Raw genomic sequence first — 17,525 nt, 5'->3', positions numbered from 1 at the left:
GCCATGACATCACTAACAAATCGGGAAAACCTCCATTCAGATGTAGTCATCAAATTGGCTCAGGCGCAGGCAGGCGAATCCCCCCCTCCTGTTCTCCCTGATCATTTAAAGGACTGGTTGGCACAATTAACACTGCTTTATGGTGTGCCAGTAGAATATTTGGTGCCTGATATCCGTCTTCTGCCCATTGAATCAATCCGTTTCTTCTACCTAGACAGAAACTGGTTGGACCGGCTGGTTGACGGAGCCATGAGTGTGGGTGTACTTTCTTCTGCCGATGCGGTTTTCAACCTTTCTTTCTTTAAACAGATCTATGACCAGGTGGATAGTGCACAAATGACATTAAGATCAACTTTACGGGAGGCAGCCCCCTCCGGTTCCGGTGAAGTAGGTGGTCCCATCACAGGTTTCATTTTTCGCTCACAGGTGGTGGCCGACTTTCCAGGAATTGAGATCAACCCTACGCAGGAAGGAAAAGCCCTGCCCATTCTCAGGATGGACACCCTCTCGTCCAACACACTGCTTTGTATATTTTCCGGTGTTCCGGATAAAGTGGAGTTTATCCAACCAGGCGAAGGTCTTCACTTCGGCTTATTTCCCAACGACCCGCCACAGGATGGGAGTGATTTCCACCTGTTTCTGAGAGGTCTTGGGGAGGGTGGTTACCCTGCCGGAGTTCAAATTGAAGACGGGCATGGCACCAAACTAAGAGGCTATGGTTCTTTTCGTTCAGGAAATGGCCAGCCTGCAGGAGTCGTAGATATCGGGGGATTGGTGAACAATATTTCCGGCACGTTGCCCTCAGGGGCTAGCAAAGACGGGAAGCTCACCTCCGGCGGTTTTGCCATTCAGATGACAAAGACCGCACAAAAGCAACCCTATGAGTCAGGAAGCAACTTTCCTCCCTGTACTCCTTCCACCAACACTGATCAAGAAAAACTATGAGTAATAAATCCGCTGTCTGGCCCGGCCCTTCCCTGTTAATCCCCATCCCCACCGATGTATTGCTCATAGGACAGGGAGATGTGAATGCACAGACGACCTGGGCCAATTTAAAAAATAACTACTATGCTTTATGGAGGTATGGCAAGACAGCCCAGCCCGACCCATTCTCCAAAGGCAGCTGCCCTCCGGTTGGAGCACACCTGATGTGGACCCTCCCCAATAGCCTTCGACAAGGAAAACAACAAAGCACGGAAGGGGCTCCAGTAGTATTCCCTCTGGTTCCTAACCGTTGGCTGATCACCCGGTTTGGTTATAGTGGACCCGGCATAGCTCCTGACAGCACGCCTACCATTGTCCAGAGTGATATTCTTGTGGATGCCGGAGGTAATATTCAAAATGTAAACCAGTATCCCTTTTATGAAGATACTAATCTGGGTGTTCGTCAAATAGGCACTCAGGTACCCCTGAGCCAGTTTACCGGAGAAGATTCCGGCTCTGCTGAATTAAAAGCCGTGGGGCCGGGGGATGTTACCTGGGCTGTAAGCTATGACAATATCCAGAACGTATTTGCATTGCACGACAAACTCCCCGACGAAACAAAAACGTATTCTTACTCCATTATTGGTTGGTATGCTGACCCTCAAAAGGACCCCTTATACCATTTGCCGGTAGATTCGGACAAAAACTGGCTATCCTTCCTTGAAAGCCAATTTAACTGGACATCTGAGGACGTGGAACAATCGGTAGCCGACTGGCAGGCATGGCAAAAACAATATGGCCTGTCCGGCGTATGGGATCCGTCATCGCTGAACCTGCCTGAGCAGGCCAAAGCCATGATAGAAGCCTGGCATAGTTGGGAGCAACAAAATGGCATCTCATCCGGTGCTTCCGATTTACCGACCCAGGCGCTCTATCACTCCATGGTAGCCACCGTACAGTGGAAAGGGGAAAACAAATCGTACGGAACCGGAGCCCCTATCGGCTCTGACGGCAAGCAGAAGTTACCGACCCTGTCGGTTGCCAATACCCCGGAAGAGGCTATTTCAACTTACATGGCCACCAAGGCAGCTGAAGTACCCGGTTCAGGCATAACCAAAGCGGACATTCCCAACCTGGCCATTGCACTGGAAGCCTTTCAGCGCGATCTGCTTTTTGACTTGCAGACTGACCCGGAGTGGGCCCAAAGCATGCTCCATGATACCCAGTTTGACAAAAAATACCGGGGACAGGAATGGATCGTGGTCCGGTCGGAGGGCACATCAAAACCTCAGAAACAAGCGGATATGTATCGACAGGGACAACAGTCCATCCCGTTAAATCCGGAACAGACTCAGGCGCTCATTCAGTTGAACACAGACCAGGCTGCACTCAATGAACTCGGATGGACTATATCCACCCAACAGCTCGAACTCTATGCGCTGGCCATGAAAAAGGAATACCTGACATACAATCGCTCTACGATTAACCCGGATAATTGGACTACTTTGACTGAAAAAACAAACGGAAGCATCAAAGCGATAAGCAGCTCCCTTTCTGAAAACCAACGTCTGCAAATTACGATACAAAATACCATCAAAACTTCCGGTGACAACCTTCAGGTGGACCTGGGTGAGGAATATGTCTTAAAGGCAGTAGATCTGGATCCGGTGGCTTCCCCTGCGGATCCGGTGGTGTTGATCAGTGGTGGTGAATTAGACACAAAACTTTTGCCCCCGGAGTTAAACGGAGTATCGCAACTGTTGCCTACCCGTTTCACCGGCCAGACCATCACATCCATTAGCGTGACCTATACCCCAGTACAGCAGGAGCCTATTGCTATCTTATGGGAGGATCTGTTGGGTAAAGTGACTTTGGCAAGTTGGAATGCCTTTCCGAAAGAAGTACAGAGCCTGTGGCTGGAAGTACTTTTATTGGATACCAGCAATGCCCAGCTGATTGCAAACACTTATTTTGAAAAAGCCGGAAAAACTCCCCAGACAAATCAGTTGGAAGAACTTACGGCTAAAATTCAAGCCCAGCAAACCTCCTGCTGGACGGATTTTGAAACCAAGCCTCCCACAGAGGCATTGACTGCGGCTTGTGGTTTCGGGGGACTGCTGCCAGACCCGGTGGGCGTGGCTTTCAGACCTGACAAAAACCCGTGGACCCCTATTTTTATGGACTGGAAAATCAAGTGGTTTCCCTCCTCTACTGAAGTGGCAGATGCCTTGGTGGATTGGGAGTTGGGTGAACTGGATTATTCATGGCAGGGGTCAGCCCTGAAATCACCTTCCCCGGAAATCGTCTTTAAGGGCAGGGCCATTTTGAACCAGAAAACAACACAAAATATCCAAACCAAATTCACCACGTTTAAGAATGATACCAACTTCAAAAACCTGCCTAAAAATACCATCCAAAACCTTCAATGGGTAGCCAATAACATTTCTTATATGGATATGGTGACACAGTCCATGGCAGGGTTTAACCTGCAGCTCAACACTGTATTGAATACCATGAAAAACCAACCACTGGATGCCGGCATTCAGGATCAGCTCTCAGGAAATTCATACTTCGATCCTGTTACCGGATCTACAAGCGTCCCGGATGCAGGACCGTTTTTTCCTATCCGGTCAGGTCATTTCCAGGTGTTGGACCTGTGGCTGGTAGATTCTTACGGACAGATATTACCGGGAAAAAGCAATTTACTAGGCCCGGACGACCCCATCGAAAACATCGTATGGTCGCCTGACCTGACCACCAGTAGCCCTAATTATACCGGTAGTGACACCGGTAAATTCGGCCAGTTGCCTCCCCGGCTTACACAGGATGCCTTGATGACCCCTCGCTTTTTGCAGCATGACGATGACCGGATTTTTACCAATTCCTCAGATAGCACCAGCCCTATCTGCGGATGGGTAATGGCCAATTACCTGGATGATGCCCTCATGGTATTTGATGCGGGCGGCAGCAGTCAAGGCGAAGTGATCAAAGTGCGGAGGGAAGTGACCGGGAATGACAATAACCTGACCATCCGTTGGGACGCTGCTCCCGGTAGAAATACTGCGTTAGGCGCCCTCCCGGATTTATCCAACCAGCACCTTCAAAATTTCATCAATGCCCTCTTATCAACCGGAACTACCAACACCGGTGCGATGGCTTATACCGAGCTGATGAATGCCATCGACTCTAACTTATGGTTTACCAACCAGCTGACAGGAGGAAATAACCTTTCCGTACTGTTGGGTAGGCCACTGGCTGTAGTAAGGGCAGAAGTGGAGCTGACCCTTTCTGGAGATCCTGCCTATAATCAGGGGTGGTATCAGACGGGTGAATACTATAACAACAATGGAATTTTCAACCCACAGGATCCTCCCTTTTTAAAGGTTAAATTCAACGTTCGCATTGGCGACAGTCTCATGAAAAAAAATGGCGTAATGGGCTATTTCGTCAATGATGATTACACAAAATTTTACAAGGTCTATGGACTAACCAGCGAGACTGAAGAGTTACAGAGACTGCTTAAATCGGGAGGTGCTTCACTTACACTGGATCAGGTGAAATCTGCTTTAACACAAAGCCCTGCCCCTACTTCGGGCTATGTGATCACAGATCACCTGGTCACCCTTGCAGCAAATGGTGGACCCGTAAAACTTACGCTGATCATGGACCCAACAGGAGATTTGCCGATCATTCCAGGAAGCCTGCCTGGAAGTAGCATTTCACTTCCTAATGGGCCGGTCACCGCAGCCATTGAAAACCTGTCGGCCACTTTCCGTACAGGGCCGTTGCTCTTGGACCCTAGCCAGATCAGGATGCCTACACCTGCTGAAGTGAGGGGTGACTGGGCCTGGTTAGCCAGAAAAGACGTGACCGAATGGCAGCCGGATATGAGCGTAACGCAGCAAATACCCCAAGCATCCCTGTCACCCCAACCTTTAAGTTTGATTGAAGGCTGGCTGAGTCTGTCCAACTTCAACAAAAAAAAATAGGAACTACCCTAATCAATAAGAACCCATGAGCGCATTTTTAAACTACTCCTTTCTGCCAGACGCTGTATTCGTTAACTCGAAAGACAATCTAAAACTTGTTGTCCAAAACCCCATCTCTGGAAAACCGATAACTTTTAAGTCAGGCCGTGGAGGGGACACTATTGCTGTCACTTTTCCTTTTGGAGATAATCAAGATGATCTCGTTACCAATTTGAACTTCGGTTCAGGTGATGTTCCCACTCCATTTACCGTCGATAAGAATGGGGAAAATTTCGTTGTAACAGTAACGGAAGATACTACGCTGGATCCGGGAGAAACCATTCAAATTACATTCAACGACATTCCTATAAACAACGTGAAAGGAACGGCAGTCATCGATATCCACGAATTTATTGGTGCAAACTCCGGTACAACATCTGTCCCTGTAACCAAAAAAGCACAGGAGTTGGGTGTAATTATTTGGCTGGATCCACTTGTCGTGGGGTTAGACCAAAAATCCAACCTTCAATTCAAGAGTGCAGCCAGCACCAAAGTGGTAATTTCAGGTTACCCTGACGGAAAAGGTGAAAAATCCTTCGAAACTCCTCCTTATTCAAACAGCGATGCTGTGGGTGTAGGTTCCGATACCGATTCCCAGCGCACCTATGTAGCCACTGCCTGGGCAGGAGGCAACCAATCGCCACCGGAATCCATCACACTTACGCAGGTTCCGCCCTTGATCACTGTTTTTAATCCGATGGAAGAGCAAACGGTTGGAGCCGATGAGGAAATCACCCTCACCTGGAAAGAAATGTTTGGAAGCAGCAGTGAGATGAAGTGGTTGCAGACCAGAAAAACCAATGTGCTCGCACCTTTTACATCCAATCCGGGGATGGAGCTTACCGATCTATACAATATCGGTAACCACAACGCCCAGTTTATGCCCGAATCGGTAACCTATTCCCTCCTTATCCATGGATTCAAAAAACCTGCCCAACACGACTTTGTATTTAAGGTAAAACCTGTCCAATTGGTATTCCTCAAGTACAAAAAGGATGATCTCACCGAAATTGCGTTTGCACTGGATCCTATGCATTGGAAGGCCGTAGATGCTTCTTATGGAAACAACTCCCTGACTTTGAAGATTTACCAGCCAGGATTTACACAGGATGTTTTTTACCTCAATACCGAAGATACCACGCACCCGATGATCCAATTTTTTGAAATAGTTGACGGGAACCTGTCATGGATCACTGCCAACCTTAAGTCGCTCAGGTTAGACCCCGGAGACATCACCATAGAGGAAGAAAAAATTAAAAAAGGGATCTATACTATTCCGAAAGATGCCACATCGGTAACCCTGACCGGAATAGGCAACAATGGTCAAACGGTCAGGAGTGTACTGGAAATACCACAGAGTGTAGGCAAGGAAAAAATGCAGCACTAGCAAGGAACCTTCCTAAGTCACTGATTCCATAGCCAAACACTAAAACCAACCTGTTTCACATGAGAGAAATAAACGAGAAAAGAATACTTATTCAGGATATGGTCTTGCATTTCCCTGAGGAAAGAGCCGGGGATCAAGTCCTGGTATTTTTAGATAAACAGGGTAAGGAAACCCAAAATTTCACCTTTCTTTCTCTTAAGCAGAGATGCATCCGTGTCGCTCAACAGCTGGTAAATCAAACTGCCAAAGGCGAGGTGATTTTACTACCTGTTGAAGAACAGGAACATTTCGTTGTCGCGTTTTTTGGATGCCTACTGGCCGGATGTGTGCCGGCCCCCCTGCCTCCTATCCGGCATAAACGGGACAGGACCAGCATAGACCGAATACAAAATACCCTGAAGTCAGGAAAGGTTACTACCGTAATGGTAGTCAATGAACTTCAAAAGAATAGTTTGGTTGATGAATTAGGCAGTGAAGTTGCCTCATTCGTCAAAGTGCTTACTCTGGAGCCTATGTATAAAAATTCTTTGGATCAGAAGCCATTGCCTGATATTTCTCCGGACGATCTGGCTTACATTCAATATACATCAGGTTCAACGAGCTCCCCAAAGGGAGTAATGCTCACCCATGGCCAGGTACTGGAAAACCTGGCTAAAATGTATCGTGTCTTTCAGCGTAAGGAAAGTGTAAGGGTAGTAGGATGGCTTCCATTTCATCATGATATGGGATTGGTTGGTCATTTGTTTACCATCCTTTATGAATCCGGGTTCGGGGCTTTTTTACCTCCTGCATCTTTCCTTGCTTCCCCCGGCCTTTGGTTGCAGGCCATCCATGATTATCAGGGCACAGCAGCTGCTGCCCCCGCTTTTGCATTGGAAATGTGCCTAGGAAAAGTAGCCCCGGCTGAGGCCTGGGACTTGAGCTGTTTCAACCATTTATATGTAGGCTCTGAAACCGTTCCCTGCGACATCCTGAAACGCTTTGCAAAAAAATATGCCTCCATAGGCTTTTCCCAAAACGCTATCCGGCCTGTTTATGGCCTGGCAGAAGCTACGTTGCTCGTTGCAGGGGGTGGTAAAGGTTTGCAAGACCTCCTTAATCATTTTGTTGACCGGCCTGTGGGCAAGTATCAAAGAAAATTAACCCCCTATAAAATAGACCAGGAAATCGGGACTATTTATATACAGGATCCGAAAAGTGGAGAAAAGCTCCCTGACACACAGGAAGGGGAGATTATACTCGAGGCTCCCTACAATTCAACCGGATACCTGAATGCTGAGCTCCATACTATTTCCGGCAAGCAAGAACCGATAATAGCCACTGGGGATCTGGGTTTTATCCAGGACGGGTTTCTTTATATTACCGGGAGGAAAAAAGAAATTGTAATTGTAAGAGGTGCCAATTACAGTGCCGAAGACCTGGAGTATGCAGTCCGGTACAAGCAGGACCAGCTACAAATTAATGACCTTACCGCCTGCTTGGCAGAAATCGGACCGGACAGGGAAAGGCTGCTGGTCTTTCAGGAAATACACCGTCACACCCAACCTAGCCAATACAGCAAGATTACCGAACGTATTCAGGCAAATTTAACAGAGTGCTACGGCATCACAGCCGATGCCATTCACCTGATCGCGCGAGGCATGCTTCCGAAAACTTCCAATCACAAGATCTCGAGGAAAATGTGCCTAAAGCTTTATCAAACCGGTAAATTGGAAACGCGCTATTCCACGGGAGCCAAAACACCCTTACTACCAGCTTTACCCAAATTGGACCCGGTCGTGGTTGTGGGGATGGCCTGCCGTTTTCCGGGAGGTGTAAACAGTCCTGAAGCGTTTTGGGAGCAACTGATCCAAGGCGTGGATGGCATCTCCGAAATACCTAAAAGCAGGTGGGACAACGATATTTTCTATGACCGAAAAGCAGCCACGCCTGGGCGGATGAACACCAAATGGTCTGGCCTGACTGATACTATTGACCAGTTTGACCCGGGTCTTTTTGGTATATCTTCTTACGAAGCCCCTGAAATCGACCCTCAGCAACGGATGTTGCTGGAGACCTCCTGGAGGCTACTGGAAAATACCGGCTGGAAAAAAGAAGACTTGCGCAACTCCGACACGGGCGTGTTTGTGGGCATAGCCAATAATGACTACCTGTACATGAAAATAAAGCTTACCCCGGATATGAATGGCTTCAATGCCTACTCAGGTTTGGGTAACTCCAACAGTGTAGCGGCCAACAGACTGTCCTATTTCTATGATCTGAAAGGCCCCAGCATGGCGGTAGATACAGCCTGTTCTTCATCGCTTACCGCTTTTCATTTGGGTGTACAGGCCATTTACAGAGGTGACTGTGCACAGGCAATAGTTGGCGGCGTTAATGCTATTCTTTCTCCCGGCACCACCATCACACTCTCACAGTTTGGAATGATGTCTCCGACAGGCAGGTGCAAAACATTTGATGCTGAAGCAGACGGATATGTCCGCTCAGAGGGTTGCGGACTGGTCATGCTTAAAAGGCAATCGGAGGCTATAAAAAACGGGGATCGCATACTGGCGGTAATTAAAGGTTCTTCCATTGGTCAGGACGGGCACAGCATGGGTATCACCTATCCAAACGGAGCTGCCCAACACAGGCTGCTCACACGAACCCTGGATGAAGCCGGCCTTGAGGGTAGGCAAATCAATTACCTGGAGGCCCATGGTACCGGAACACCTACCGGAGACCCTGTAGAAATGGAACAGCTAGGACTAGTGTACGGAGCTACCGCAAAAGATACCTGTTATGTGGGATCGGTAAAAGCCAATATCGGGCATCTGGAAACAGCAGCAGGCATAGCCGGTGTAATCAAGGTATTGCTCATGTTTAAACACCGGCAAATCCCACCACAAATCCATGTCAATACACTAAACCCACGCATCCACCTTGAAAATACCCGGCTGGAGATCCCCATGCAACCCCGGGAATGGAACCCGGAAAATGAAAAAAGAAGAGGAGCCATTAGTTCCTTTGGTTTTGGAGGATCACTAGCCCATGTCATTTTAGAAGAACCCGGGAATGCCCACCCCAACCACGATGAGGTTAAAAAAAGCGAATTACCAACAGTAAAATCAGCATCCCTCCCCTTCCCGCTTTCAGCCCATACTGCGGGAGGAATTGTCCAGCAAGCACGGAATTGGATAGAATGGCTGGAAACAAATCCTGGTTTATCCTTCAATGACATTGCTTATACGCAGGCCACGTGCAGATCGCATCTGAAATACAGGCTCTGTTTCCTGGCTCAGGATATAGTGGAACTCAGCAGCCAGCTTAAAAGATTTGTTCAAACTACTGATCCGGTAAGCATCCCCCCTGGTGAAGAACATAAAATATGCTTTCTGTTTACCGGTCAGGGGGAACAGTTTATGCAAATGGGCAGGGAGTTCTACCATCAGTTTCCCGTCTTCCGGAATGCTTTTGACCGCTGTGCCAAAGCAATGGAGGATATAGATCCCTCCTTATCCTTCCGTCAACTTGCATTCGAACAACATGAATATGAACCTTGGCAGCATAAGTACCAGCAGTCAATTCTTTTTGCCATTCAATATGCACTGGGAACACTTTGGCAGGAATGCGGGGTTATTCCACAGCTATTGTTGGGGCATAGTTTGGGAGAATATGCCGCCGCCTGTCTCTCGGGATGTTTTGAGCCAGAAACAGGAATGAAGATCCTTCTGAAGCGTTCTGAGTTGATAGAAACGCTGCCTGACAAAGGAAAGATGGTAACCATTTTTACTGGCTATGAAGAAATCGAAAAAATACTCAACAAGGAAAAAGTACAGGTCGCGGTAGTAAACAGTCCTGGAAAAACGGTAATTGCAGGTGAGTCAGCAGAAGTAGATAAGGTAGTGGAGCACTTTTCCAATCAGGGTATTGAATTTCACCCCCTGCCTACAAACGCAGCATTTCATTGCCACCTGCTGGATGCTATTCTGGAACCTTTCCGTGAATACGTTGAACAGTTCAGCTTTTCACGTCCGGTGAAACGTTGGATTTCGGCTACCACAGGCAATGAAATAGAGGAAGCCCCCAGTGCAAACCATTGGGTAAACCACTTACGCAATACAGTCCGGTTTTCTAAAGCAGCCGGGCTTTTGGCCAGGGAAGAAATCCGTTATTTCCTGGAGGTAGGCCCCGGGGCAGGCACCTTGTTAGCAGTCAGGGAATGCCTCAACCGATCAGACCTGGTATTGTTGAGAACCTTAAGCAGGCCTAAAGCAGGCCGTACGGAATCGTATCACTTTTTTGATTCGGTGGGGCAACTGTATCAGCAGGGCTGGTCTGTTCATTGGCAAGCTTTGCTTCATGGCAAAAAGTATCCGGAAATAATTCCGGGAGTAGTATTTAACCAGCAGCGCTATTGGGTAAAAGGGCTTGAAGCCGAGAACATTTCAGCATTTGCCGGCCCGATTTACAATCCTGAGTATAAACAGGCGGTTCCTGCCAATGACCTGAAGACAGACTCAAACATCCATTATGATCTTAGCTGGGTAAAAAAAGGAAAACTGATCCTACCCGATGAAATTGAGGATTTGAGGGCCAATAGTTCATGGATTATCCTGGGAGAAGATACGCCTACCCTACAAGCTTTACTGGATAAGATCAGAAAGAGGGGACATCAGGTATTCTGGGTCGGTGTGGGTGCGAAGAACGGCCATAAGCCTGATGCAGTGATTTCCTTTGGCATGGATTCCACTTCAATTTTTAATATACTCAACAGAATTGTAACCAGTGAAAGTAGAGCAAATATAGATGCATGGAAGGTGGTATTCCTACCCAAAAACTCCTCAAAAACCGGAGCAATACTCGATACGGATAACCTCAAAGAAACTGTACTAAAAGAACTTGGTGTTTTTATCCCATTTCTAAAAGCGCTAAGAAGGGTGGTTATTACTCCTCCGCTATGGATAGTTACTGAGGGCATACAGCAGGTTATCCCAAGTGAAGGTATTACCCTCAACTTATCTTCTGCACCACTATGGGGTTTTGCAAAAACCCTATATCTGGAACATCCAGAATGGCGTGGAGGGATGATCGATCTTGAGCCTGGAATCAAGCCCGAAGAAAAAGCCGCTCAGATTATGGGTAAAATTCTTCTACCTAAAAATGAAAATTGCATTGCCATCCGGCAGGGACAACAATATGTGGAGCAATTAATCCCGGCCAAACCGGTACTTAAAGAACCTGTTGTCTTCCGTAATGATGGTGCTTTCATCATTACCGGTGGCTTGGGAGGTCTAGGCTTGGAAACCGCCTCGTGGGTGGTGGAAAAAGGTGCCCGTCATGTGGTGTTAATCAGCCGCAGAACCATACCCCCAAGGACAGAATGGGCTTCAATAGGATCAGATCATGCTCAACATGAATTGGTGCAACAATTACAAACACTCGAAGAGCGAGGTACAACTATAGAAATAGCCAGCTTGGATGTGCGCGACATCCCCAAATTGCAAGCACTGTTTACTTCACTCAAAGAACGGGACATACCAATCCGAGGGATACTGCATGCCGCCGGGGTCAACTGGTTTTCCAAAATCATGGAGCTGGATGAATCGCAGTTTTTTGATACCCTTGATATCAAGGTAGCCGGTACCTGGGCACTTCATCAGCTCAGCAAGTCACATGACCTGGATTGCTTTATCCTTTACTCCTCGGTTTCAGCATTATGGGGTTCAGTCAATCTCAGCCATTATACCGCCGCAAACTTCTTCATGGATGCGGTGAGCCAATACCGCTATGGAGCAGGCCAAAAAACCCTTTCCATCGATTGGGGTCCGTGGGATAAGGTAGGCATGAGCGCCAAACCGGAAGAAAGTATGGTGTTGGATAAAATGGGATTTTCGCTTATGCCTCCCCAGGAAGCGCTAAATGCTATGGAACTGCAACTGGGTACAGGGCGCCCATTGTCCCTGATCAGCAGGATCAATTGGAAAAAATACAGGTCGTTCATTGACTTCACTTTGCAGCCTTCTTTATTTGAACAGGTGGCCGAAATATCAATTAGCGCTGCTCCCGAGGCCTCCCGAGATCACCTCTACCATATCTTGCAATCTTCCCCTCAAAAGGCTAGAGAACTCATCGAAGAGATGGTTAGAACAGAACTAAGGTCGGTCATGCTGATTGAATCCATCGATGAAATCCCTGATGACAAGCGGTTTAACTTTCTGGGAATGGATTCACTCATGGCTATTTTACTAGCTTCCAAGCTGGAACAGTATTTCAAGGTCAAGCTGCCCAACACCTTGGCTTATAACTATCCACACATCAAGGCGGTGTCCGACCACCTGTTTGAGCTAGTCTATGATCCACAAAAAACAGAAGAGACCGGTGCAGAAAAACCTGTATTGGAAGAAGTTACTCCAGCCATTGAGGATGATAAAGAGGTCACTGCCGGCAGTTGGTTTAAAGTTCTGAAGGAATCGGAAGGAAAGTCGGCTATTACCCTCTATTGTTTTCCCTATGCCGGTTCCGGCCCACTGGCCTTTCAATCATGGGTAAATTCGACCCATCCGGATATCACGCTCATCGGCATACAGTCTCCGGGACGGGATGACCGTGCGGAAGAACCTCCCTGCACTTCCATGGCTCAGCTAATCTCATCGCTGGTTGAGGCATTTGATCCACCAGACGCGCCTTATGCCTTTTTTGGGCATAGCCTGGGTGCTTTAACGGCATATGAGTGCTATATAGCGCTGCAAAAAGCGGGCAAGCGTACCCCCGACCACTTGTTTCTCTCTGGAAGCAATGCCCCGGGGACCCGGAAGGGCAATGCCATCCATGAGTTGCCCCAGGCAGAATTTATTGATGCGGTACTGGAGAAATACGAAGGTAACATCCCTAACAAAGGAAGGAGACTAGCCCTGGAGAGGACAACAGACCTGCTGAGGGCGGATATTCAGATCCTGGAAACCTATCAGCCCAGTAGTGAAGCGGTAGCTGCAGCAGTGATGGTCATTGCCGGTGAATCAGATCCATTGCTATCCCCGGAAAACATCAGGAAATGGGCGCTTTTCTCACTTAAAGATTTCAAGATCTCCTACATTCCAGGAGGGCATGATCTGGTGAATGAGCAGCATACAATTTTGGTGGGCATGATAGAAGGGCAACTTAGTACTTATTGGTCTGACGAAATTGAAAGAGTTTTAAATGAATTTTCCAATGAACATTGATACCCAGGAAATCGCTTCCAAAGAAGAAGAACTACATACAAACCCGGATTCAGAACCCTGGTACAGTATTTTCGGCGGCAGATACCAGGGAAACCATCCTCCCTTTTACGAGCGGGAGCAACTGCCATGGACGAAAACCCTGGAGGCAAACTGGAAGGTCATCCGAGATGAGCTTCTTGGCCTGATTGAAGAAGATCCGGACCGGCTACAGCCTTATAAGATTAACAAATCCATGTCCTTTCCTCCAAAAAAGTGGAAGACTATGGGCCTGATCTTCTGGAACATGAAAAACCACCGGAACTGTAACCGTTGCCCACAGACCATGAAGATCCTACAATCCTTGCCAGGCTGTACATCTGCATCATTAAGCATATTGGAACCACAATCCAACATCAACCCACATCAGGGTGATACCGATGCGGTGATCAGGTGCCATATGGGGCTTTCCATACCTGGCAGGTTACCGGACTGTGGCTTCCAGGTTGACAACCAGATAAAAGAATGGGAAGAGGGAATAACACTCCCTTTTTGCGACGCAAGAACGCATACCGCTTGGAACCACACTTCACAAAGGAGGTATATCATGATCCTTGACGTGATGCGTCCGGAGTTCAGAAACCGAAAAAATGAGATCTGCGCACATGTATTGGCATCTGCAGCCGTACAAATGCTCTATCAAAAGTATAATTTTCTAAGAAGCAGAAAGCGGTACATTAAGAAAATGATCTACCAAGTTGTGCGGGTAGTCATGTTTTTGTACTTGCCTTTTCAGCGAATTTCTCTTAAACGCCAGCTGAATTGATACTCGGTGAATTGATATCAGCTGGAGAACAGTCGGAAATTTACTTGTATGGCCCTGACACTTTGGTGAAGTTGTTTAGAAAAGAGACCAGCAGCCGTCATGTGCAACGAGAGACTAACAATACCAAGGCAGCTATGGCTTATGGTCTGCCAGTACCTGCAGTAAAAGACATCATCCTGGTTGATGGCCGGGCAGGCATCGTGATGGAGCATATCAAAGGGCCAACCATCACCAACATACTCAGGAAAGCGCCGCACAAAATCAAACTATACGCCCAAAAGTTTGCCCGGCTGCAGGCAGATCTGCACAGTATTCCGGTGACGGATTTTCCAAGCCAACGGGAGTTTATGGAAAAAACGATCCTTACTAGCCAGGGCCGTTTGGGAAAGGAAATCACTGAAACAATACTAAATCTATTCCGGGGCCTCCCGGACTCCGACAGGCTTTGCCACAACGATTTACATCAAGAGAATATCATTTTTTCAGCAAAAGGCCCAATAATTCTGGATTGGCAGGAAGCATTGCAGGGGAACCCGATCGCTGATGTAGCGCATGCTTTACTGGTACAGGAGCACCCCGTTCCTGCCCCCATCCTTAAATCCTCTTCACACTACTTTCAACTGCACAACAGGTACCGAAAGCTGTTTGCCAAATTTTACCTTCAGGAGTATATGAAGCTCACTAACACCATTACAAGTCAGATCCATGATTGGCTACTACCCGTGGCGACAACAAGGTTATTCACCAAAGTATCCACGGAGGAAAAAGATTGGACGGAGAAGTATATCAGAAAAAAGTTGGATGATCTCTGAACCTAAATCAACCCGTTTATAAAACCTTCGAAACAGGTAGGCAATCTATAAAAAGCACAATCACTAACAGCCTATACACTTCTCATTATCAGATTATTAAACAATTGATTCAAAATAGAAAGCTCCATCTTTTCCTTTACCAAAAACAACTTTGTCGACATTGTATTAGCCTATCACAAAACTGTTGAATGTGAAGGATTATATTAAAATGAATTTGCAGATATGAACCCCACAAGGACACCTGCAGAAAATAGAATGATGACAGGTTGGGACTTTGTTAAGTACTTGAAAGAGAGGAAAAAAAAATAATTAGGGTTGTGAATGACTGCTTGTAACATTGTATCGGCGGGCTACGCTTCATATACTAAATGCATGAATGGAGTGATAGAAATCCCACTAAGTAAAACTAAGATTACTCTTTATTTTATTGGGGCACTCATGTTCGTGCTGCTAGGGATTGTATTCTCATATGAGCCGTCCACCTTCATATCGTTTCGATACCCAAGTCCAACGCTTATCAGACTTGCCGGGATAGCAAGCCTTATGTTTTTCGGGGTTTGCCTATTATTCATTACGAGAAAACTCGTTGACTCGAAGATTGGATTGAGAATCTCAGATGCAGGTATATGGGTCAATTCGAATAACTTCGAAATTGGTTTGATTGAGTGGGACGACATAACAGGTTTTAGAACAGTGAAAATTTCCTACACAAAGCTCATTATTGTCAAAACAAGAAAACCTGCAAAGTATATTGATCGGACAACAAACGTATTGGCAAAGCGAACGATGAGGTCTAACCACAGAACCCTCGGATCACCTTTAACAATAATGGCTAGGTCTCTATCTATTGATTCTGACGAACTAGAACAATTACTTCTGCAACAACTTGAGAAACGAAGAGCAACAACAGGTGGTAAAAATCCATAGGCTAATAACGTTTTGTTTGGTGATAATTTCCTCGACTAGCATTTCATATTCCTTTGCTCTATTGGATTCAGGTGCATAGTCAAATATGCTTTGTCCCTGCAGTTGAGCTTTCGATTTTCAATAAAAATATTCAAAGTGAGCTTGGTGGGATCGACGAAATCCTTAATTTGGTAAAAGTGAAATTATCTAAGATTTGTGGGTGATAGCGACACGATACAATAAATAGGGCAGTGGGAGCTCGAAACCGCAAGTGTTGGCATTAAACAAGTGATTATGAAAGAAATTTTCGGATTAAAAGTTTCCATTAATGGCCAAGAAATTTGTCGTGCTGGATTTGAAAAAGAAAATTCAGTAGTTACATGCATCGTTAGTTCGATTAGAAGAAAAGATGACGAGGCTGAAGTTCTGGATCTTTCGGTAGGAGGATTAAATTCAGATACTAGACAGCATGCTGATTGGGCTAATAGTGAACTATCGGAGGGTGATAAAGTTTCAATTGAGGTGATCTCAGATAATTTTGACCTTCCAAAATCAATCAGAGAACCCGTTTCAGAAAAGACCTTGATTGATCAAAAACTCCAATATTTCTATCGACTCAAAGAAGAATTAAAGGATCACATAAATGAAGCAACTAACGTCAACAAAAAGTAAAGCGCGTTGATAACGCACTTTATTCAAGCCGTTTTGGAGCTATTATAGCAAATTGAATAAATGAATTCTAAAACCTATAATATTCATGTGTATAGTTTTTGGTGTCTTGTAATTCAGATGTCAGTTGGATGGATCCTACCACTAATTTTATTCTCCAAAACACAAGGAATAGAATTCATAGCTCTATTCGTGACAGCTAATTTATTTGCATACTTTCTAGCTAGAAAATTCGGACTGAGACCAATTGAGATTACTTTCGATACCAATGCCATTACTTTTAAATACCTCCGATCAGGAACAAAGAAGATAGATATCGATAAAATTAAAGCATTTTCCGATTTTAATTTTGGCGGTGATAAAACCTTTAAGCTAAAACTAGCCAACAGAAATATTACACTATACAAGAGTAGAGTTTGGAACAAGAATGATGATTTCGAAGCCCTTCTATGGGATTTCAAGAATTTTATTAGAAATCAAACTGCCCATGATTCAACGACAAGTGACTTTTACAAGAACTCACGTAAAGGAATTGAATACAATGATTTCTTTCAGACAAAACCCGCTGTTATTTTATTCTTTTTTGCTTTACTCACAATTGCGACCTTGACATATCTTATGGTAATTAACAAGATAAACAGCTACTCTGGTTCTCTACTTGTAATTGCCGGACTAATTGGATACATAGGATCTTACTTGGCAAGAAAGAAAAATTAACTTATGCCAAGTTTTAAATCCCATAATGCTTAGTAAGCGCAGTCAGACCATTTTGATTCCAGTTTAGTTTGGTGATAA

9 protein-coding genes are annotated in these 17,525 nt (G+C 46.0%); all 9 read left to right on the top strand.

Translation table 11 applies throughout. The features are described from left to right. Positions 1–3 precede the first annotated feature (3 nt). The 9 genes from BM386_RS22000 to BM386_RS21960 all read left to right on the top strand — a co-directional run bounded on the left by BM386_RS22000 (position 4) and on the right by BM386_RS21960 (position 17,447). Positions 4–945, top strand: coding sequence for a hypothetical protein (locus BM386_RS22000; protein WP_091698127.1), 942 nt, complete (start codon positions 4–6; stop codon positions 943–945). Next, entirely contained in the window at positions 942–4,913 is a 3,972-nt protein-coding gene (locus BM386_RS21995) for a hypothetical protein (RefSeq protein WP_091698125.1), read from the top strand. Before BM386_RS22000 ends, BM386_RS21995 begins: the two co-directional genes overlap by 4 nt. A 25-nt stretch (positions 4,914–4,938) precedes the next feature. Further along, complete coding sequence (locus tag BM386_RS21990) at positions 4,939–6,339, top strand: hypothetical protein (RefSeq protein ID WP_091698123.1); 1,401 nt, start codon at positions 4,939–4,941, stop codon at positions 6,337–6,339. A 59-nt stretch (positions 6,340–6,398) separates the two neighbouring features. Next, the gene (locus BM386_RS21985) at positions 6,399–13,541 is read left to right on the top strand and encodes a type I polyketide synthase (RefSeq protein ID WP_091698121.1); all 7,143 of its coding nucleotides are present in this window, start codon (positions 6,399–6,401) and stop codon (positions 13,539–13,541) included. Continuing rightward, positions 13,531–14,343, top strand: coding sequence for an aspartyl/asparaginyl beta-hydroxylase domain-containing protein (locus BM386_RS21980; protein WP_170857155.1), 813 nt, complete (start codon positions 13,531–13,533; stop codon positions 14,341–14,343). The genes BM386_RS21985 and BM386_RS21980 overlap by 11 nt, the downstream gene beginning before the upstream one ends. Further along, on the top strand, positions 14,340–15,155 hold the full coding sequence (locus BM386_RS21975; protein WP_091698118.1) for a phosphotransferase family protein: 816 nt from the start codon (positions 14,340–14,342) through the stop codon (positions 15,153–15,155). Before BM386_RS21980 ends, BM386_RS21975 begins: the two co-directional genes overlap by 4 nt. 321 nt (positions 15,156–15,476) lie before the next feature. Next, complete coding sequence (locus BM386_RS24175; protein WP_425285323.1) at positions 15,477–16,082, top strand: STM3941 family protein; 606 nt, start codon at positions 15,477–15,479, stop codon at positions 16,080–16,082. A gap of 273 nt (positions 16,083–16,355) precedes the next feature. Beyond that, a complete protein-coding gene (locus BM386_RS21965; protein WP_091698115.1) occupies positions 16,356–16,733 on the top strand; it encodes a hypothetical protein in 378 nt (125 codons plus the stop codon). Between the two features lie 60 nt (positions 16,734–16,793). Beyond that, positions 16,794–17,447, top strand: coding sequence for a hypothetical protein (locus tag BM386_RS21960; protein ID WP_091698113.1), 654 nt, complete (start codon positions 16,794–16,796; stop codon positions 17,445–17,447). Positions 17,448–17,525: the final 78 nt, after the last annotated feature.

Source organism: Algoriphagus locisalis (assembly GCF_900116615.1).
In the GTDB taxonomy this organism is placed as follows: Bacteria; Bacteroidota; Bacteroidia; order Cytophagales; family Cyclobacteriaceae; genus Algoriphagus; species Algoriphagus locisalis.
Note: the sequence above shows the minus strand (reverse complement) of the source record. Positions and strands in the feature narration are given on the sequence as shown.

Bases quoted from the DNA above. Each gene is read 5' to 3' on its own strand.
- BM386_RS22000 (WP_091698127.1), top strand. From the start codon at position 4: ATGACATCACTAACAAATCGGGAAAACCTCCATTCAGATGTAGTCATC.
- BM386_RS21995 (WP_091698125.1), top strand. From the start codon at position 942: ATGAGTAATAAATCCGCTGTCTGGCCCGGCCCTTCCCTGTTAATCCCC.
- BM386_RS21990 (WP_091698123.1), top strand. From the start codon at position 4,939: ATGAGCGCATTTTTAAACTACTCCTTTCTGCCAGACGCTGTATTCGTT.
- BM386_RS21985 (WP_091698121.1), top strand. From the start codon at position 6,399: ATGAGAGAAATAAACGAGAAAAGAATACTTATTCAGGATATGGTCTTG.
- BM386_RS21980 (WP_170857155.1), top strand. From the start codon at position 13,531: ATGAACATTGATACCCAGGAAATCGCTTCCAAAGAAGAAGAACTACAT.
- BM386_RS24175 (WP_425285323.1), top strand. From the start codon at position 15,477: ATGACTGCTTGTAACATTGTATCGGCGGGCTACGCTTCATATACTAAA.
- BM386_RS21965 (WP_091698115.1), top strand. From the start codon at position 16,356: ATGAAAGAAATTTTCGGATTAAAAGTTTCCATTAATGGCCAAGAAATT.
- BM386_RS21960 (WP_091698113.1), top strand. From the start codon at position 16,794: ATGAATTCTAAAACCTATAATATTCATGTGTATAGTTTTTGGTGTCTT.